Source organism: Methylobacterium gossipiicola, assembly GCF_900113485.1.
GTDB lineage: Bacteria > Pseudomonadota > Alphaproteobacteria > Rhizobiales > Beijerinckiaceae > Methylobacterium > Methylobacterium gossipiicola.
The window spans coordinates 67,533-84,409 of the sequence record NZ_FOPM01000009.1; the positions used below are offsets into that span (position 1 = coordinate 67,533).

Sequence of the window (16,877 nt, forward strand, 5' to 3'; positions counted from 1 at the left end):
TTAAATCCACCATGAGTCTGATGCAACGACTCGAGATGCGCCAGGGCCAGGCCCTGGTGATGACGCCACAGCTCCTGCAGGCGATCAAGCTTCTCCAACTTTCGCATCTCGATCTCACGGCCTACGTGGATGCCGAACTCGAGCGCAATCCGCTCCTCGAACGCGTCGAGGCCGAGGGCGACGTCGAGCGCACGCCCGGCGAGACCCCGTCCGAATCCTCCGTCGACCGCCAAGGTGACGGTCCCGGCGACGAGGGGGGCGACTTCGAGGGCAGCGATTTCGACGGGGGCGAGGAGCCCTGGATCTCCAGCACCCTGACGGCGAGCAGCGCCGACATCGAGAGCACCCTCGACAGCCGCCTCGACAACGTCTTCGCCGACGAGAACCCCACCCATGCCCGCGAGGCGGGGTCCGGGGACATGCTCTCCCTGACGCCCGCCCCCTACGGCAACACCGGCGGCAGCTTCGACGGCGAGGCACCGGATTTCGAAGCGACGCTCACCGCCGAGCTGTCGCTGCGCGAGCACCTCGCCGCCCAGCTCGATCTGGCGACCCGCGACCCCATCGACCGTCTCATCGGCGGCTTCCTCATCGACGCCGTGGACGATGCCGGCTACCTCCGGGAATCCCTCGACGACGTCGCCGAGCGCCTTGGCACCTCCCTCGACACCGTCGCGCGTGTCCTGAAGCTCGTGCAGAGCTTCGAGCCGGCCGGCATCGCCGCCCGTGATCTGGCCGAATGTCTCGCCCTGCAATTGCGCGACCGCGACCGGTTCGATCCGGCCATGCAGGCCCTGGTCTCGCGCCTCGATCTCGTGGCCAAGCGCGATTTCCCGGCGCTCCGCCGCCTCTGCGGCGTCGACGATGAGGACCTCGTCGAGATGCTGGCCGAGCTGCGCCGCCTCGACCCGAAGCCCGGTCGCGCCTTCGGGGCGAGCGCCGTGGAAGTGCTGATCCCCGACGTGTTCGTCCGCGCCGCCGCCGATGGGTCGTGGCTGGTGGAGCTCAACGGCGAGGCCCTGCCACGGGTGCTGGTGAACCAGAGCTACTACGCCCGCGTCGCGCGCGGGGCGGTGGCCGAGGGCGACAAGGCGTTCCTATCCGAATGCCTGCAGACGGCGAACTGGCTCACCCGCAGCCTGGAGCAGCGGGCCCGCACGATCCTGAAGGTCGCCTCCGAGATCGTGCGCCAGCAGGACGGGTTCTTCCTGCACGGGGTGTCGCACCTGCGCCCCCTCAACCTCAAGACCGTAGCCGAGGCCATCGGCATGCACGAATCCACCGTCTCGCGGGTGACCTCCAACAAATCCATCGGCACGAGCCGGGGCACCCTGGAGATGAAATACTTCTTCACCGCCGCGATTCCCGGGGCGGCCGGCGCCGCCGCGCACTCGTCGGAAGCCGTGCGCCACCGGATCAAGCAGCTCGTCGACGGCGAGACGGCCAAGGACGTGCTCTCCGACGACGCCCTGGTGCAGAAATTGCGCGACGAGGGCATCGACATCGCCCGCCGCACCGTGGCGAAGTACCGGGAATCCCTGCGGATTCCCTCCTCCATCGAGCGCCGCCGCGCCCATCTGGCGTCAGCGCGCTGAGAAGGGCACCCGTCCCGGACGCCTGAAGCGCAGCGGAAGGCGATCCGGGACCCAGCACAAGAAGCGCCGCGGCAGCGGCACGATGTTTCGACGCTGCGCGACTTCCTATGCTGGACCCCGGATCGGGCTCCGCTGCGCGGCATCCGTCCGGGGAAGGGCGCCCCCGTCAGTGCCCTTCCGCGAGAGTCCCGCGCTGGCGCGGGTCGGCGGCCCCGGCCTTGAGTCCGTCGAGGGCCATGACGGAATTGGCCGAGCCCGAGGCCGGTGCCACCACCACCCTGTGGCCGCGCGCCCGCAACAGCCGGATGGTGTCGGGGGAGACGCCCTCCTCGAGGGTGAGGACATCGGGCCGCCATTGGTGGTGGATGCGCGGCGCCGCCACCGCCTGCAGGAGGTTCATGCGGAAATCGACGACGTTGACGATGGTCTGCAGCACCGTCGAGATGATGCGGCTGCCGCCGGGGCTGCCCGTGACCAGGAGCAGCTTGCCGTCCCGGAACACGAAGGCGGGGGTCATGGAGGAGAGGGGCCGGGCGCTGGGCGCCACGGCGTTGGCCTTGCCGCCGACGAGGCCGTAGGCGTTGAGCGCCCCGGTCTTCGCCGAGAAATCGTCCATCTCGTTGTTGAGCAGAACCCCGGTGCCGGGGGCGACGAGGCCCATGCCGTAGGAGAAGTTGAGGGTGGTGGTGTTCGACACCGCGTTGCCCTCGGCGTCGATCACCGAGAAATGCGTTGTCTGGTCGGATTCATGGGGCAGGGGATCGCCGGCCTTGATCTCCGAGGCCGGGCGGGCGCGGGCCGGATCGATGGCGGCCCGCAGGGTATCGGCGTAGCTCTTGGCCGTCAGCCCCTCCACGGGGATCTGCGAGCGGGTCGGATCGCCGAGCCAGGTGGCGCGATCGGCGTAAGCGGGCTTCATCGCCTCCGCGAGGGTGTGGATGGCGTCGGCACTACCGGCCCCCATGGCCGCGAGGTCGAACCCCTCCAGCACGTTGAGGATCTCGACGAGGTGGATGCCGCCCGAGCTCGGCGGCGGCATCGACGCGATGGCGAGACCGCGATAGGTGCCGCGCACGGGTGGGCGGACCACCGGTTTGTAGTCGGCTAAATCACCGAGTGTCATGACCCCGCCGGCATCCCGAACGGCGTCGACGATACGGGCCGCGATGGGGCCGGTGTGGAACGCATCCGGCCCGCCCGTCGCGATTGCCGCGAGGGTCGCGGCGAGGTCGGTCTGAACGAGGCGTTCGCCCCGCTGAAGCGGCCTGTTGCCGGCAAAGAAAATGGCGCGGCTCGACGGCCAGGGTTCGAGGAGGCTCCTGGCCCGGGGCAGGGAATCGGCGAGGCCCGCCTCGACGGAAATGCCGTCGCGCGCCAAGCGGGACGCCGGCGCGATCAGCGCGGCCAGAGTAAAGCGGCCGGAGCCGTAGAGGCGGTGCGCTTCGGCTAGGCCCCGCACGGTGCCGGGCACGCCCACGGCCTTGCCGCTGCGGGTGGAGGCGTCGCGGTCGGGCTCGCCCTGCGCGTCCAGAAACATATCGGCCCGGGCCGCGGCCGGTGCGGTCTCGCGGTAGTCGATGGCCACCGTCTCACCGGTTTTCGCCACATGCACCAGCATGAAGCCGCCGCCGCCGAGATTGCCCGCCCGTGGAAGCGTGACGGCGAGGGCAAAGCCCACGGCCACCGCCGCATCGACGGCGTTGCCGCCCGCCTTCAGGATCGCGACGCCGACCTGTGTCGCTTGCGCCTCCTGCGACGAGACCATGCCGTGGGCGGCGAGCACCGGCAGCATCCGCGCCGTATCCGCCTGGATCGGCGAGGAATCCGCCTGCGCCCAGGCCCGTTGGGGCGGGGCGAGCAGAAGCGAGAGGGCGAGGCCGGAGGCGAGGGCTTGGCGGCGCATTCAGACGGCTCCGTCGCGCGGGCCGAACCGGCCCGCCACCAGCCAGTAGACGAGGCCCGAGGCTGCGCCCGTGAGGAACAGGATCGCGGTGATGCGGCCTTCCAACGCCAGGACCTGCGGATCGCCCATACGGACGGCGCCCCGGGCGAGCCAGGGCACCAGGGCCGTGAGCAGGCCGGTGCCGGCACCGTACCCGATGGCGCCGCGCCAATTCAGGGTCTCGCCCAAGACGGCCACGAGAACGGGCGGCACCACGAGGAGGAGGAACAGGGCGCGGGCGAAGGCGGCGAGGGCGAACAGGATCGTCTCAGGTCCGACGCCGGAGGCGAGGTCGTTCAACCCCGCGAACAGGCCGACGAGGCCGAGGCTCCCCAGGACCTCGCGCGAGACCGGATCGAGCATCGCCCCGAGGCCGAGGACGAGGGCGCCACAGGGAATCGCCAGGACGAGGGCAAGGCTCCCGACGAACAGGCGGCCGAGGAACCGCATGGGCTACGGCCGCCGCGCCGGCATCACTCGTCGTCGCCGTCGTCGGCGCCCGCATAGACGCCCTCCGCCCCGATGCCGTCCTCCAGCATCATCCGGGCACGGGCGCGCAGCTTCTCGGTCTCGCTCTTGAGCTGGCCGCAGGCGGCGAGGATGTCGCGGCCGCGCGGCGTGCGCACGGGCGAAGCGTAGCCGGCCTCGTACACGATCTCGGAGAAGCGCTCGATACGCTCCCAATCCGAACATTCGTAGGCGCTGCCGGGCCAGGGGTTGAACGGAATGAGGTTGATCTTGGCCGGGATGCCCTTGAGCAGGCGCACGAGTTCGCGGGCATCGGCGTCGGTGTCGTTGACGCCCTTCAGCATCACGTACTCGAAGGTGATGCGCCGGGCGTTGTTGAGGCCCGGATAGTTGCGGCAGGCGGCGATGAGTTCGGCGAGCGGATACTTGCGGTTCAAGGGCACCAGCGTATCGCGAAGATCGTCGCGCACGGCGTGGAGCGAGATCGCCAGCATGGCGTGGGATTCGTCGCCGAGGCGCTGCATCTGCGGCACCACGCCGGAGGTCGAGACGGTGATGCGCCGGCGCGACAGGCCCAAGCCCTCCTGATCGGCCATGACGCCGACGGAATCGACGACGTTGTCGAGGTTGTAGAGGGGCTCGCCCATGCCCATGAACACGATGTTGGTCACGGCGCGGCGAACCTCGTCGGCCCCCGGCGGGGTCGGGTTCTGGCCGGCCCAGTCGTTGAGGTGGTCGCGCGCCACCACGAGCTGCGACACGATCTCGGCCGTCGTGAGGTTGCGCACGAGGCGCTGCGTGCCCGTGTGGCAGAACGAGCAGGTGAGGGTGCAGCCGACCTGACTCGAGACGCAGAGCGTGCCCCGGCCGCGTCCGGGAATGTACACGCACTCGATCTCGGCGCCGCGATTGTGGTCGTGCTTGCCCGTGGGCGCCATGCGCAGGAGCCACTTGCGGGTGCCGTCCCGCGAGATCTGCTCGGTGACCACCTCCGGCCGGTCGAGGGTGTAGGCCTGGGCCAGATCGGCCTTCAGGCCCTTGCCGACATTGGTCATCTCGTCGAAGCTCTTGGCGCCCCGCACGTTGACCCAGTGCCAGATCTGGCCCGACCGCATGCGCTGCTCGCGCTCTGACACGCCGATGGCGCCGAGCCGCGCCTTGAGGTCGTCCCGCGTCAGGCCGACGAGGGACGAACGGCCGAGGGGGCCACCGACCGGCACCGCCGCCGGCTCGAACTCGGGCAGCTTCTCGATTGCGGGGAGGGCGCTCGCGTCGCGCCGGGCGGTGTCGAACGACGCCGTCGCCATGGTATCAAGACCTTAAGATTTGGAATCGGTCCGGTATAGGCGATTCGAATCCCGAACGCGAATGCGCCCGCGCAGGGTTGGGCTGCGCCCATGCATGGAGGGCGCGCGCGGGCTGTGATACCCGGCAGGTCCTTCTTCCCGCGCGAGGTTCCGCCGTGACGCCCTGGGTCGTCCTCGACACCGCCCCCATTCCCGGCACGGACGGCGAGCGCTTACGCCTGCTGCAGCGCGGCCACGAATTCTCGATCCAGCTCGGCCACAACGAACTCATGAACAGCCGCCTCAGCGGCTCGGAGGAGGCGCTGGCGACCTTGAGCGCCGCGCGGATCGGCGGGCGGGCACGGGCGCGCGTTCTCGTCGGCGGCTACGGCATGGGCTTCACCCTGCGGGCGGGGCTCGACGCCCTCGGGCCCGACGCCACCCTGGTGGTGGCCGAACTGGTGCCGGCCGTGCTCGCCTGGGGGCGCGGCCCCCTGGCCCATATCGCGAAGGAGGCCCTGTCCGATCCACGGGTCGAGGCGCGGGAGGGCGACGTCGCGGCCCTGATCCGGTCGGCGTCGGGGGCCTACGACGCGATCCTTCTCGATGTCGACAACGGCCCGGACGGCCTGACGCGGGCGGGCAACGATCGGCTCTACGAGGCCGCCGGCCTCGCGGCGGCGCGGGGCGCCTTGCGTCCCGGCGGCGTGCTCGCGGTGTGGTCGGCCCATCCCGACGAGGCCTTCACCCAGCGCCTGGGCCGCGCCGGATTTGCCGTGGAGACCGTGCCCGTGCGGGCCGGGCGGGGGCGAGGCGCCCGCCACACGATCTGGCTCGCCACGCGGCCGGAGCGGGGTCGCTAGAGGTTTGACTGAGAAATCATACGGGCTCCAGTTGATTGCCTCGGATTGATCGGACGCAAGGGTGCTCCCTCTCCTGAAAGGAGAGGGCTGGGGTGAGGTGTAGTCCATCTCCGGAAAGGTTACACACCTCACCCTGTCCCTCTCCTTACAGGAGAGGGGACCTGCGCTTGTCAAACGCCGGAGCGATCAACCGGAAATCGCATCAGCCTGTGGCCCGGAGCCGGTCGCGGCGGCGGCTGAGGCGGGTGGCGCCGTAGATCGCCGCGAGTTCCTGCCGGGCCGCCTTGACCGGCGGCGCCTCGCGCTCGGCGCAGGCGGCGGCGATGACCCGCAGGGTGTCGGCGACGGACCGTTGCAAGCGCAGGTCGCCGGTGTGCCGTGCGGTCGGGTCGGTCCTGTCCATGACGGTGGCCCCTCGTGCGCGCCCCCTCGTCGGGCGCAAAGGCCAGCATCGGCATGGGCTTGGCCGCAACAAGGCAGCTTGGCCGTAGGCATTTTGGCCGTGGGACGCTACTCGCGCCCTTCGCCCTCGGTGAAGCGGTCGTGGCAGGTGTAGCCGACGAAGCAGCGCGGCACGTCGCGGGTCACCTCGAAGGCGGGCCGGGTGGTTTCGGGCAGGGGGCAGAAGCCGCCGTCGCGCACGAAGCGCGCATAGGTGAAGGGCCCGGTGGTGAGCACGATGGCCCCGGCCCGGGCGACGAGGTCGGCCGCCTCGGCGCAGGCCATGTCGGGGGTGGCCAGGCGCGGTTGCGCCGCCACCGGACCGGCGGACACGCTCACGACGAGGATGGCGAACAGGCTTGCACGCATGAGGAGGGTCCTCTCGACGGCGTGTCCTCTCCATAGGGCTCACGCGGCGGTGAGCGCCAGGGTGAAATCGAACGCCTCGGCGACGCTCTCCCGCCAGAGGGAGACCGGGGTCGGACGCGGCAGGTGCAGGGCGCCCTCGGCCTCGCCCCCCACCATGCGCAGGTCGGCCCCGACGCGGGCGGCGAGCCCCTGCATCGGTCGGTTGCGGCTGAGACAGCGCACCCGCAGATCCCGCACCCCGCGATGGCGCGCGGCCCCGGCGATGCGGGCAAACAGCGCCTGCCCGAGGCCGTTGCGGCGATACCCCCGCTCCACCGCGAAGGCGGCCTCCGCCTCGGGACCGAGAATGTAGGGCGCGGGCGGCATATGGGTCGGGCGCAGTTCGCCCAAAGCCCGCAGGGTGCCGTCGACGAAACCGCCGAACACGACACCCTCGACCTTCAGGGCCTGCCGGGCATAGGCGAGGGCCGCCGCGTCCCCGAGGGTGCCCATGAAGCGGCTGGCGCGGGTCTCGGGGTCGAGGCGCAGGAAATACGCCTCCACCGCGGCGGCGTCTGTGGGCCAGAGGCGGCGGATGATGGGATGCAGGGGTTGGGATTCGGGCATGGTTCACTCCGGGATCGTGGCACGCTGCGCGTGCCGGGACCGGACGTTGCCTCCCTCAAGGCTCCGTGGATGTGGCATCCCAGATCGATTTGTGCAATGCAGCAGAACGCAATGCCGCCCCTGTCTCTCCTGCGGCCCGAACCGGGCTTGAACCCCTCCGGGGTGCGCGGCAGATCGACGGGACACCCGTCCGCCGCCCACGCGCCGAGGCCGTTTCGTCGTGAGTTCATTCATTTCTCCGGGGCCGCACGAGCATGTCCGCGCGGGCGCGGAGCCCCATGGCCCGGTCCTGGAACGCTATGAAACCCTGGTGGCCTCGGGCACCATCGAGCGCGACCCGGCCCAGATCCGGCTGGTGCAGGCCCTGGACGGCCTGGCACAGGAACTCGGCCGCCGCCGCCGCGCCCGCAAGGGCAGCGCCCTGGGCTGGCTGTTCGGCCGCAAGGAAGATCCGGCGGCGGTGCCGAAGGGGCTCTACATCTGGGGCTCCGTCGGGCGCGGCAAGACCATGCTCATGGACCTGTTCCACGAGGCGGCACCGGCTCCGAAGCGCCGGGTGCATTTCCACGGCTTCCTGGCGGACGCGCACGAGCGCATCCACGCCCACCGTCAGGCCCTCAAGGCCGGCACCGCCAAGGGTGACGATCCGATCCCCGTGGTGGCCGATGCGCTGGCCGACGAAGCCACCCTCCTGTGCTTCGACGAATTCACCGTGACGGACATCGCCGACGCGATGATCCTGGGGCGCCTGTTCGACGCCCTGTTCAAGCGCGGCGTCACCGTGGTGGCGACCTCCAACGTCGAGCCCGATCGGCTCTACGAGGGCGGTCTCAACCGCGCCCTGTTCCTGCCCTTCGTCGCCGAACTGAAGAGCCGGGTCACGGTCCTGCGCCTCGATTCGCGCACGGATTTCCGCCTGGAGAAGCTCGGGGGCGCCGCCGTCTACCACGTGCCCGCCGGGCCGGAGGCCGACGCGGCCCTCGCCCTGGCCTTCAAGGGCCTCACCGGCAAGGGCCGGGGCAAACCCACCACCGTGCGGGTGAAGGGACGCGAGGTCGCCGTGCCGGAAGCGGCGGCCGGGGTGGCGCGCTTCACGTTCCACGATCTCTGCGCGCAGCCGCTCGGCGCCTCGGACTACATGGCCGTCGCCCGGTCCTTCCACACGGTGATCCTCGCCGACATCCCGGTGATGGGGCCTGAGACCCGCAACGAGGCCAAACGCTTCATCACCCTGGTCGACACGCTCTACGATGCCCACGTGAAGCTCGTGGCCTCGGCGGCGGCCGAGCCGCAAGGGCTGTACACCGCCACGGAAGGTCGCGAGGCCTTCGAGTTCGACCGCACGGTCTCGCGCCTCATCGAGATGCAATCCGCCGCGTATCTCGGCCTGCCGCACGGCGCGGGGGATTCGGAGGCGTCGGGATCGAGCACGGGTCTCGTCGAGACCTGAGCGGCGTCAGGCGGTCGCAGCGAACGCCTGGTCGCTGGTGTGCCACCGCACAGACACCATGCCGAAAGCTCCCGTGCGGGGAGCTTGTTTTGACCGGCGGCGTTGAAGTGCGGCGGGCGCTTCGTTTAATTGGTCTCATTCCCAAGAACGATGCCGAAGCACGACGGTGCCGCGATGCACCCTGCTTGCCGCCTCCGGGCGGCGATGGCCGTTCCCACGGAAGACCGGGGCTCTCCGCGCGAGCGATCGATGCGGGACCGCGACACGGATCGCGTGCCCGGACGCCGACCACGCGACTCGAAAACGGACGGCGCGCGCCGAGGCGCGGGCCCTGTCCGATCCATGACAGGATGGACCGATGATCAAACTCACCGTGAACGGGGCTGAACGCAGCTTCGACGGCGACCCCGACATGCCGCTGCTCTGGTACCTGCGCGACGAGGTCGGGCTCACCGGAACCAAGTTCGGCTGCGGCGCCGCCCTGTGCGGCGCCTGCACGATTCACGTCGGCGACACTGCCGTGCGCGGCTGTGTCACCCCGGTCTCGGCGGCCGAGGGGCAGGCGGTGGTGACCATCGAGGGGCTTTCGCCCGACGGCAACCACCCCGTCCAGGCGGCGTGGCGCGACCTCAACGTCTCGCAATGCGGCTACTGCCAGTGCGGGCAGATGATGCAGGCCGCTTCGCTCCTGAAGGACACGCCCAAGCCCACGGACGCGCAGATCGACGAGGCCATGAGCGGAAACCTGTGCCGCTGCGGCACCTATCCGCGCATCCGCGCCGCCATCCATCAGGCCGCCGGTCAGGCTGCCCCCGCCACCAAGGGAGAGCGCCTGTGATCCACGAATCCCAGATGATGTCCGACACGCCCGTCTCCGAGCCCACCCCGGCGGCTCCCACGGCGCTGGCCAATGTCAGCCGCCGCGCCATGCTGGGCGGCATGGGCGCCCTGGTGCTCGCCCTGTCGTGGCGTGAGCCGGCGCTCGCCGAAGACAAGAAAGAGGAGCCGAAGAAGTTCGGCGCCGACGCCATGCCGCATGGCTGGCAGGACGACCCGAAGGTGTTCGTCGCGATTGCGCCCGACGGCACCGTGACGGTGACCTGTCACCGCGCCGAGATGGGCCAGGGGGTTCGCACCTCCATCGCCTTCGTCATCGCCGACGAACTCGAAGCCATCTGGGATAAGGTGAAGGTCACCCAGGCCTGGGGCGACGAGACCCGCTTCGGCAACCAGGACACGGACGGCTCGCGGTCGCTCCGCCACTTCTTCCAGCACCTGCGCCATGCGGGTGCGGCCGCCCGGCTCATGCTGGTCCAGGCCGCCGCCAAGCAGTGGAACGTGCCGGTCTCGGAGGTGAAGGCCGAGAACCACGTGGTCACCCACGCGAAATCGAAGCGCAGCCTCGGCTACGGCGAGATCGCCGCCGCCGCCGCGGCCCTGCCAGTGCCCGCCCGCGAGAGCGTTGCCCTGAAGGACGCGAAGGACTTCAAGTATATCGGCAAGGGCAAGATCGGCCTCGTCGACAACCGCGACATCACCACGGGCAAGGCGATCTACGGTCTCGACACCCGCATCGACGGGATGCTCTACGCCGTCGTCGCCCGTCCGCCGGTCTTCGGCGGCAAGGTGACGAGCTTCGACGACGCGGACGCGAAGAAGATCCCCGGCGTCGTGAAGATCTTCCAAATCGACGCGCCGGAAGCCCCCGTCGAGTTCCAGCCGCTCGGCGGCGTCGCGGTCATCGCCAAGAACACCTGGGCGGCCATGAAGGCCCGCGATGCCCTGAAGGTGACCTGGGACGACGGCCCGAACGCGACTTACGATTCCGTCGCCTTCCGGGGCGAGCTGGAGAAGGCGGCGCGCGCGCCCGGCAAGGTCGTGCGCAACCAGGGCGACGTCGACGGCGCCATGGCGAAGGCCAAGAAGAAGATCGAGGCCGAATACTTCGTGCCCCACCTCGTCCAGGCCCCCATGGAGCCGCCGGCCGCCGTGGTGCGGATCAAGGACGGGTTCTGCGAGGCCTGGGCCTGTACCCAGGCGCCGCAGGCGACGCACGATCGCCTGGCCAAGAAGCTGAACCTCGCGGCCGACAAGGTGCGGGTCAACCAGACCCTCCTCGGCGGCGGGTTCGGCCGCAAGTCGAAGCCCGATTACGTGGTGGAAGCGGCCCTGTGCTCGCAGGCCGTGGACGGCGCGCCGGTGAAGCTCGTCTGGACCCGTGAGGACGACATCCACCACGGCTACTACCACACCATCTCGGTGGAGCGCCTGGAAGCCGGCCTCGACGACAAGGGCATGCCGGTCGCTTGGCTCCACCGCTCGGCGGCCCCCACCATCGGGTCGATCTTCGCGGCGGGCGCCAAGAACGAGTTGCCGTTCGAGCTCGGCATGGGCCTGACCAACACGCCGTTCAACGTGCCGAACATCCGCCTCGAAAACCCGGAGGCCGACGCGCATGTGCGCATCGGCTGGTTCCGCTCGGTCTCGAACATCCCGCACGCCTTCGCGATCCAATCGTTCGTGAACGAGTTGGCGCACGCGGCGGGCAAGGACCCGAAGGACTACCTGCTCGCCCTCATCGGCCCCGATCGCAAGATCGACCCGACCACCCTCGGCGACGTGTGGAACTACGGCGAGGACCCGTCGCGCTATCCCATCGACACGGGGCGCCTGCGCGGCGTCATCGAGGCGGCGGCCAAGGGCATCGGCTGGGGCCGCAAGATGGCGAAGAACACGGGGCTCGGCATCGCCGGCCACTACAGCTTCGTCACCCACACGGCGGTGGCGGCCGAGGTGGAGGTCGGGGACAAGGGCGAGGTCCGGGTCAAGCGCGTCGACATCGCCATCGATTGCGGGCCGCAGGTGAACCCGGAGCGCATCCGCTCGCAGATGGAAGGCGCCGTGGTCATGGGCATGGGCCTCGCCCTGTCGTCCGAGATCACCTTCAAGGACGGGCGCGCCCAGCAGAACAACTTCGACGGCTACGAGATCACCCGCATCGACGCCGCCCCGAAGGAGATCCACGTCCACCTGCTGCCGAACCCGAACTATTCGGGACCCCTGGGCGGCGTCGGCGAACCCGGCGTGCCGCCGGTGGCCCCGGCCATCGCCAACGCGATCTTCGCCGCCACGGGCCGTCGCATCCGGCAATTGCCGATCCGCGATCAGCTCAGCGCCTGAGCCCGAAGTCTTTCGAGACGACGATGACGAAGGGGTGCCGCGTCCTGCGGCACCCCTTTTTCGTGATTGCAAGGTTTTGAAACGTCTCGTGCCGACGCACCACCGAAAACCGAAGGGATTCGACCTCCGATCCGGAGCCCTCCGCCGCCCGGCGGGTTGATGGAAGGAAGAGATCGCCGTGTCGGCGGTCTCCGATTGTTTCAGGACGGATCGACGATGCGATCAAACATCTGGCCCCGCGCGGGCCTCGCCGCCGGCCTTCTCGCCAGCGCCCTCGCGGGCGCCATCGGTCAAGCCCAGGCTTCGCCCTGCGGCGACGGCATCAAGGCCCTCGAAGGCAAGGTGAAGGATCAGGCGCGGGAATCGATCTCGGCCTCCACGAGCGGCAAGGCCGATGCGGGCGCCCGCGAGGGTGAGGGCGGGGCGGCCGGGGGCAAGCCCGACACGCCCACGGCCCCGCCCGGCAAATCGGCCGAGGCCGGCCAGGGCAGCGAGAAGGCGATTCAAGCCAAGGTCGCCCTCGACGAGGCACGCACCGCCGACGGGAAGGGCGATGCGAAGGGCTGCGAAGCGGCCCTCGGGCGGGCCAAGCAGCAGCTCGACGCAGCGCCCTGACGGTGTGGTCCCGGCGTCGTCGCCCTCAGGCGGCGGCGCTGAGGGCGTGTTTGTTGCCGCCGAGTCCGGCGCAAAGATCGTCGATGGCAGCAAGATCCAGGGCCTCGCCGGATTGACCGGCAATGGCGTCGATCAAATGGTCATGCTGCGGATTGAACGGATTTCCCTGCAAACGGTAAAATTGATAATACCGCAGTGCAGCAATCATCGTATCCCGCTCACGTTCTGTTACTGATATACTTTGTTTTCCGTTCAACGCAACCTCATTCCACTTCCCTGTGATGAGGCAATAGGTATCCAAGCGCCTCAAAGAAGGATGTAGACCGGCACCGATCCCGGCGTCCATGGCTTGACAGCGGATCGAAAACGGACAGGGGCGAGGGCCGTGAGGGGGCATCGGACGCAAGTCTCTGCCGCTGCGCTCTTTCCTGGAAATCACCCCGTTCATTAAAATTTTCTTCGCGCTGGTCGGTCGCTCTTCGAACCGCGCCCGGAGGCGCGACACCTGTCCTTAACCCTACCCGTGTGAGCCTGCTGATCCGCCGCCGCTCGCGTTCGGTGCCGTCGTGACGGTGCGGTGGAAGGGAGCCGCCCGGATGCCCGAAACGCATGGCGAATCACCCCGGAGTGCCGAGGGCGTCTCGGGACCGAACGACGGACGGCCCGGCCCGCCCCTCACCCCCAACATCCGGCGCCATCTCGGGGGGGCGCTGCGCGCCGCCTACGCCGCCCGCCCCGCCGATCCCCCGGGCGAACGCATCGCGGGGCTGCTGAACCGCCTCGACGACACCACACCGGACCGTGCGGCGGACTGATCGGCGCCCGTGCGATCGAACGGGTCGCCGAATCACGCGGATTGGAGCATCGGCTCGAAAGGTGGGAACCGGCTTTCGCAAAAAAGCCGATGCGGCCCGAGCGCGTCGAGCATCGTCCTGGATCTCATATCCAGAACGATGCTCTAGCCGGGCGGTCCCGAAGGCGGGCGAATCGACGGAGCGGGGAATTTGTGCTCCGTGCGGGTTCGACCGTCCCGGCCCCGGGACGGAGTTCCGGAGTACGACACCGTATGAATCTCACCGCCCTCGCCGCCAGCTGGTCTCCCCGTCTCCTCAGCGTCCTGCGCATCATGACGGGCCTGCTGTTCCTCGCCCACGGCTCGCAGAAGCTGCTCGGGTTTCCGCCGCGTGCCGGTGGCGCGCCGGAATTGCTCTCCCTGATCGGCTTTGCCGGCGTCCTCGAACTCGTCGGCGGCGCGCTCATCGTGCTCGGCCTGTTCACCCGGCCGGTGGCGTTCCTCCTGTCGGGCCAGATGGCCGTGGCCTACTTCATGGCTCACGCGCCCAAGAGCCCGTTCCCCGCCCTGAACGGCGGCGACGCCGCGATCCTGTTCTGCTTCGTCTTCCTCTACCTCGCCGCCGCCGGAGCTGGCCCGTGGAGCCTCGACGCCGGACGCCGCGGCCGGTTCTGAGCGCCCGGCGCCAAGCTGTGCCGTTCATCACCGCGTTCGGGGCGACGGCACGGCAACCTGACGATCCGAGGGCCAAGCGAAGCGTGGCGGACGGGAGTTCCTGAAGATGAGCGCATCCCTGTCACCGATCTCCTGGGATGCGCCGCGACCGGCGACCCGCCGGCAGCGTCTGCCCCTCGGCTTGAAGCTCGCCTACACGGCCTTCATGGCGGTGCTGGTGCCGACCTACACGTATTACTACGGGCCGACGAACTTCCTCTACTTCTGCGACATCGCCCTCATCCTGACCCTCATCGGGCTCTGGACGGAGAGCGCGCTCCTCATCTCCCTATGCGCCGTCGGCATCGTGGTGCCGCAGGTGGTCTGGGTCGTGGATTTCGCGGCCGGGCTGTTCGGCCGGCGCCTCACCGGCATGACCGACTACATGTTCAAGTCCGAGAACTCGGCCTTCCTGCGCGGCCTGTCGCTGTTTCACGGCTGGCTGCCGTTCCTCCTCGTCTATCTCGTCCGGCGCCTCGGCTACGACCGCCGCGCCTGGGCGGCGTGGTCGGGCCTCGCCGTGGCCGTGCTCACCGTGTGCTTCCTCGCCATGCCGGCGCCCCGGCCCGATCCGGGCCTCGTCCCGGTCAACATCAACTACGTCTGGGGCCTGAGCGACACCGCCGCCCAGACCTGGATGCCGCCGCTCGCGTGGTTCGGCCTCCTCGTCGTCGGCATCCCCCTCGCCCTGTGCGGGCCGACGCACCTGATCCTGCGGGCCGTGATGCCGCCCGCGATCAGGCCGTGAAGCGCCAGACGCTGCTGCGCTTGATCTCGGCGTCTTCGAGAGACCGGCTCACGGGCACCTCGTAGGTGGCGAGCTGTTCGAGCCGGTCGCGCGGCAGGTAGGAGCGGCCGGGATCGCCCACCAGCACGGTGGCGCCCCGGGCATGCAATCCGGCGAGCCACGCCGTGACGCGCTCCGCGAGGTCGCGCTCGTAGAAGATGTCGGCGGCCAGCACCACGGCGCTGCCGGGGTCGGAACCGATGAGGTCGTCCCGCACGGCCGTGATCCGGTCGGCGACGCCGTTGGCCGCCGCGTTGAGGCCGATGGCGGGAATGGCGAAGCCGTCGAGGTCGCTCGCCGTGACGTGGACCGCCCCGGCCTTCGCCGCCGCGATGGCGACGAGGCCGGAGCCCGACGCGAAATCGAGGACCCGGCGCCCGGCCACCACGGGCGGATGGTCGAGGACGTAGCGGGCAAGCGCCTGGCCCCCCGCCCAAGCGAAGGCCCAGAACGGCGGCGGCAGGCCGATGGCCTCGAGTTCCTCCTCGGTCTTCTGCCACAGGTCCGTGGCCTCGTCGGCCACATGCAGCACGATCTCGGGGGCGTGCGGCACGGGCAGCAGCCGGGTGTTCTGGCGGATGAACGCCAGGGGATCGGATGACGCGATCATGCCGCGAGCTCCCGGTAGACGGCGCCGAGCGCCCGCGCCACGGCCGCTTCCGTGAAACCGCCGGTTTCGATGCGCGTCCGCGCCGCCGCTCCCATCCGTGCCACGCGATCCGGATCGGCGGCGAGGCGCGCCAGGGCGGCGGCCAGGGCGGCGGGATCGTCCGGGGGCACGACGCAGCCCTCGATCCCGTCCCGCACCAGGGTGCGGCAGCCCGGCACGTCGGTGGTGAGGAGCGCCCGCCCGCAGGCGGCCGCCTCCAGCAGGGTGCGGGGCAGGCCCTCGCCGCCGCGCGAGGGCAGGCAGGCGACGTGATGGGCGGCATAGGCCCCCGCCACATCCGTGGTGGGTCCGTGCCAAGTCACGCCGTCGTGCGACCAGTCGCGCAGGGTCGCCTCGGGGATCGCCCGGCGGTTCGAGGGATCGGGCGCGCCGTAGAGGGAGAGCTCGACGGCCACTCCGTCGGCGCGGGCGCGGCGGACGGCCTCCACCGCCGTGTCGACGCCCTTCGACCACAGCATTCGCGCCACCAGGGCGACCCGCAGGGGCGGGGCCGGCGGCAGGGGGCGGGGGACGAAGACCGCCGGATCGACGCCCGCGCCGCCCACGAGGGTCACCGCCGTCTCGGCCGGGTCGAGGCCGAGGGCCCGGGCATCGTCGGGATTCTCGAACACGAACCGGGTTTTTCGCGATGACAGCGGCCCGCGAATCAGGCTGCGCAGGGCCACGCGGGACACCCGTCCGGTGGCATCGCCGCGGGCGCCGAGCAGACCGAGGCCGGTGAGGGCATAGACCCGGGCCGGGATGCCCGCCATGGCGGCGGCGGTGCCGCCGACGAGGATCGCCCGCAGGGCGATGCAGTGGACGATGTCGGCCTTCAGCGCCTTGAGGATGCCTGCGAGTTGCCCCGCGGCGTAGCCCGCCGCCATGGGGTTGAGGCTGGAGCGCTCGGCCTCGAACGGGATCACCCGCGCGCCCGTGGCCTCGATGACGGCGCGGTGGGCCCGCACCCGCGTCACCACCGCCACGGCGAGATCCATGGCGACGGCGGCCCGCGCCAGGGGCAGGAAGTGGGAGGCGAAGAACCAATCCTCGGTGACGATGAAGACCAGGGTTTTTCGCGCAGGCGAGGGGGGAGGCGACGTGTCCATCGTTTCGCCT

18 protein-coding genes are annotated in these 16,877 nt (G+C 70.2%); 9 read left to right on the forward strand and 9 right to left on the reverse strand.

The annotated features are described in order from the left end of the window. Window positions 1-11 precede the first annotated feature (11 nt). A complete protein-coding gene (rpoN, locus tag BM249_RS10065; protein ID WP_091971421.1) occupies window positions 12-1,595 on the forward strand; it encodes an RNA polymerase factor sigma-54 in 1,584 nt (527 codons plus the stop codon). A 166-nt stretch (window positions 1,596-1,761) separates the two neighbouring features. Here the strand turns inward: rpoN and ggt are convergent, their stop codons facing one another. Genes ggt through rlmN form a run of 3 tightly spaced genes read right to left on the reverse strand, consistent with a single transcriptional unit; the run spans window position 1,762 to window position 5,312 of the window. After that, entirely contained in the window at window positions 1,762-3,498 is a 1,737-nt protein-coding gene (ggt, locus tag BM249_RS10070) for a gamma-glutamyltransferase (protein WP_091971423.1), read from the reverse strand. Further along, window positions 3,499-3,987, reverse strand: coding sequence for a hypothetical protein (locus BM249_RS10075; protein ID WP_091971425.1), 489 nt, complete (start codon window positions 3,985-3,987; stop codon window positions 3,499-3,501). Window positions 3,988-4,010: 23 nt separating this feature from the next. Then, the gene (gene rlmN / locus BM249_RS10080; protein ID WP_091971427.1) at window positions 4,011-5,312 is read right to left on the reverse strand and encodes a dual-specificity RNA methyltransferase RlmN; all 1,302 of its coding nucleotides are present in this window, start codon (window positions 5,310-5,312) and stop codon (window positions 4,011-4,013) included. A gap of 155 nt (window positions 5,313-5,467) precedes the next feature. On the opposite strand from rlmN, the gene BM249_RS10085 reads away from it, so the two are divergent. After that, complete coding sequence (locus tag BM249_RS10085) at window positions 5,468-6,154, forward strand: spermidine synthase family protein (RefSeq protein ID WP_091971429.1); 687 nt, start codon at window positions 5,468-5,470, stop codon at window positions 6,152-6,154. Between the two features lie 202 nt (window positions 6,155-6,356). On the opposite strand, the gene BM249_RS10090 is transcribed toward BM249_RS10085, so the two are convergent. The 3 genes from BM249_RS10090 to BM249_RS10100 all read right to left on the reverse strand — a co-directional run bounded on the left by BM249_RS10090 (window position 6,357) and on the right by BM249_RS10100 (window position 7,570). Beyond that, on the reverse strand, window positions 6,357-6,557 hold the full coding sequence (locus tag BM249_RS10090) for a hypothetical protein (protein ID WP_091971432.1): 201 nt from the start codon (window positions 6,555-6,557) through the stop codon (window positions 6,357-6,359). 107 nt (window positions 6,558-6,664) lie between these two features. Further along, window positions 6,665-6,964 carry a hypothetical protein gene (locus BM249_RS10095; protein WP_091971434.1) on the reverse strand — a complete coding sequence of 100 codons (300 nt, stop codon included), beginning with the start codon at window positions 6,962-6,964 and terminating at the stop codon, window positions 6,665-6,667. 39 nt (window positions 6,965-7,003) lie between these two features. Further along, a complete protein-coding gene (locus BM249_RS10100; RefSeq protein WP_091971436.1) occupies window positions 7,004-7,570 on the reverse strand; it encodes a GNAT family N-acetyltransferase in 567 nt (188 codons plus the stop codon). A gap of 220 nt (window positions 7,571-7,790) precedes the next feature. Here BM249_RS10100 and zapE point away from each other — a divergent pair, with 220 nt between their 5' ends. From zapE to BM249_RS10120, 4 genes are all read left to right on the forward strand, one after another. Further along, window positions 7,791-9,020 carry a cell division protein ZapE gene (gene zapE, locus BM249_RS10105; RefSeq protein WP_425284816.1) on the forward strand — a complete coding sequence of 410 codons (1,230 nt, stop codon included), beginning with the start codon at window positions 7,791-7,793 and terminating at the stop codon, window positions 9,018-9,020. Between the two features lie 358 nt (window positions 9,021-9,378). Further along, window positions 9,379-9,858: a (2Fe-2S)-binding protein gene (locus tag BM249_RS10110; protein WP_091971438.1), complete on the forward strand. Its 480-nt coding sequence runs from the start codon at window positions 9,379-9,381 to the stop codon at window positions 9,856-9,858. Continuing rightward, window positions 9,855-12,200, forward strand: coding sequence for a xanthine dehydrogenase family protein molybdopterin-binding subunit (locus tag BM249_RS10115; RefSeq protein ID WP_091971440.1), 2,346 nt, complete (start codon window positions 9,855-9,857; stop codon window positions 12,198-12,200). Before BM249_RS10110 ends, BM249_RS10115 begins: the two co-directional genes overlap by 4 nt. A gap of 216 nt (window positions 12,201-12,416) precedes the next feature. Beyond that, complete coding sequence (locus BM249_RS10120) at window positions 12,417-12,815, forward strand: hypothetical protein (protein ID WP_091971603.1); 399 nt, start codon at window positions 12,417-12,419, stop codon at window positions 12,813-12,815. Window positions 12,816-12,840: 25 nt separating this feature from the next. Here the strand turns inward: BM249_RS10120 and BM249_RS22185 are convergent, their stop codons facing one another. After that, window positions 12,841-13,023, reverse strand: coding sequence for a hypothetical protein (locus tag BM249_RS22185; protein ID WP_091971442.1), 183 nt, complete (start codon window positions 13,021-13,023; stop codon window positions 12,841-12,843). A gap of 388 nt (window positions 13,024-13,411) precedes the next feature. Here BM249_RS22185 and BM249_RS10130 point away from each other — a divergent pair, with 388 nt between their 5' ends. From BM249_RS10130 to BM249_RS10140, 3 genes are all read left to right on the forward strand, one after another. Then, the gene (locus BM249_RS10130) at window positions 13,412-13,630 is read left to right on the forward strand and encodes a hypothetical protein (RefSeq protein WP_091971444.1); all 219 of its coding nucleotides are present in this window, start codon (window positions 13,412-13,414) and stop codon (window positions 13,628-13,630) included. A 251-nt stretch (window positions 13,631-13,881) separates the two neighbouring features. Further along, complete coding sequence (locus BM249_RS10135; protein WP_091971446.1) at window positions 13,882-14,283, forward strand: DoxX family protein; 402 nt, start codon at window positions 13,882-13,884, stop codon at window positions 14,281-14,283. Between the two features lie 106 nt (window positions 14,284-14,389). Beyond that, window positions 14,390-15,070 carry a hypothetical protein gene (locus tag BM249_RS10140; protein WP_091971448.1) on the forward strand — a complete coding sequence of 227 codons (681 nt, stop codon included), beginning with the start codon at window positions 14,390-14,392 and terminating at the stop codon, window positions 15,068-15,070. On the opposite strand, the gene BM249_RS10145 is transcribed toward BM249_RS10140, so the two are convergent. Both BM249_RS10145 and BM249_RS10150 read right to left on the reverse strand, forming a co-directional pair. Next, the gene (locus BM249_RS10145) at window positions 15,060-15,719 is read right to left on the reverse strand and encodes a class I SAM-dependent methyltransferase (protein ID WP_091971450.1); all 660 of its coding nucleotides are present in this window, start codon (window positions 15,717-15,719) and stop codon (window positions 15,060-15,062) included. The two genes, BM249_RS10140 and BM249_RS10145, sit on opposite strands and share 11 nt — an antisense overlap. Then, entirely contained in the window at window positions 15,716-16,867 is a 1,152-nt protein-coding gene (locus BM249_RS10150) for a glycosyltransferase (protein ID WP_091971452.1), read from the reverse strand. The genes BM249_RS10145 and BM249_RS10150 overlap by 4 nt, the downstream gene beginning before the upstream one ends. Between the last annotated feature and the right edge of the window lie 10 nt (window positions 16,868-16,877).

Coding starts and splice junctions, on each gene's coding strand:
- rpoN (WP_091971421.1), top strand. CDS start 12: ATGAGTCTGATGCAACGACTCGAGATGCGCCAGGGCCAGGCCCTGGTG.
- ggt (WP_091971423.1), bottom strand. CDS start 3,498: ATGCGCCGCCAAGCCCTCGCCTCCGGCCTCGCCCTCTCGCTTCTGCTC.
- BM249_RS10075 (WP_091971425.1), bottom strand. CDS start 3,987: ATGCGGTTCCTCGGCCGCCTGTTCGTCGGGAGCCTTGCCCTCGTCCTG.
- rlmN (WP_091971427.1), bottom strand. CDS start 5,312: ATGGCGACGGCGTCGTTCGACACCGCCCGGCGCGACGCGAGCGCCCTC.
- BM249_RS10090 (WP_091971432.1), bottom strand. CDS start 6,557: ATGGACAGGACCGACCCGACCGCACGGCACACCGGCGACCTGCGCTTG.
- BM249_RS10095 (WP_091971434.1), bottom strand. CDS start 6,964: ATGCGTGCAAGCCTGTTCGCCATCCTCGTCGTGAGCGTGTCCGCCGGT.
- BM249_RS10100 (WP_091971436.1), bottom strand. CDS start 7,570: ATGCCCGAATCCCAACCCCTGCATCCCATCATCCGCCGCCTCTGGCCC.
- BM249_RS10110 (WP_091971438.1), top strand. CDS start 9,379: ATGATCAAACTCACCGTGAACGGGGCTGAACGCAGCTTCGACGGCGAC.
- BM249_RS10120 (WP_091971603.1), top strand. CDS start 12,417: ATGCGATCAAACATCTGGCCCCGCGCGGGCCTCGCCGCCGGCCTTCTC.
- BM249_RS22185 (WP_091971442.1), bottom strand. CDS start 13,023: ATGATTGCTGCACTGCGGTATTATCAATTTTACCGTTTGCAGGGAAAT.
- BM249_RS10130 (WP_091971444.1), top strand. CDS start 13,412: ATGCCCGAAACGCATGGCGAATCACCCCGGAGTGCCGAGGGCGTCTCG.
- BM249_RS10135 (WP_091971446.1), top strand. CDS start 13,882: ATGAATCTCACCGCCCTCGCCGCCAGCTGGTCTCCCCGTCTCCTCAGC.
- BM249_RS10140 (WP_091971448.1), top strand. CDS start 14,390: ATGAGCGCATCCCTGTCACCGATCTCCTGGGATGCGCCGCGACCGGCG.
- BM249_RS10145 (WP_091971450.1), bottom strand. CDS start 15,719: ATGATCGCGTCATCCGATCCCCTGGCGTTCATCCGCCAGAACACCCGG.
- BM249_RS10150 (WP_091971452.1), bottom strand. CDS start 16,867: ATGGACACGTCGCCTCCCCCCTCGCCTGCGCGAAAAACCCTGGTCTTC.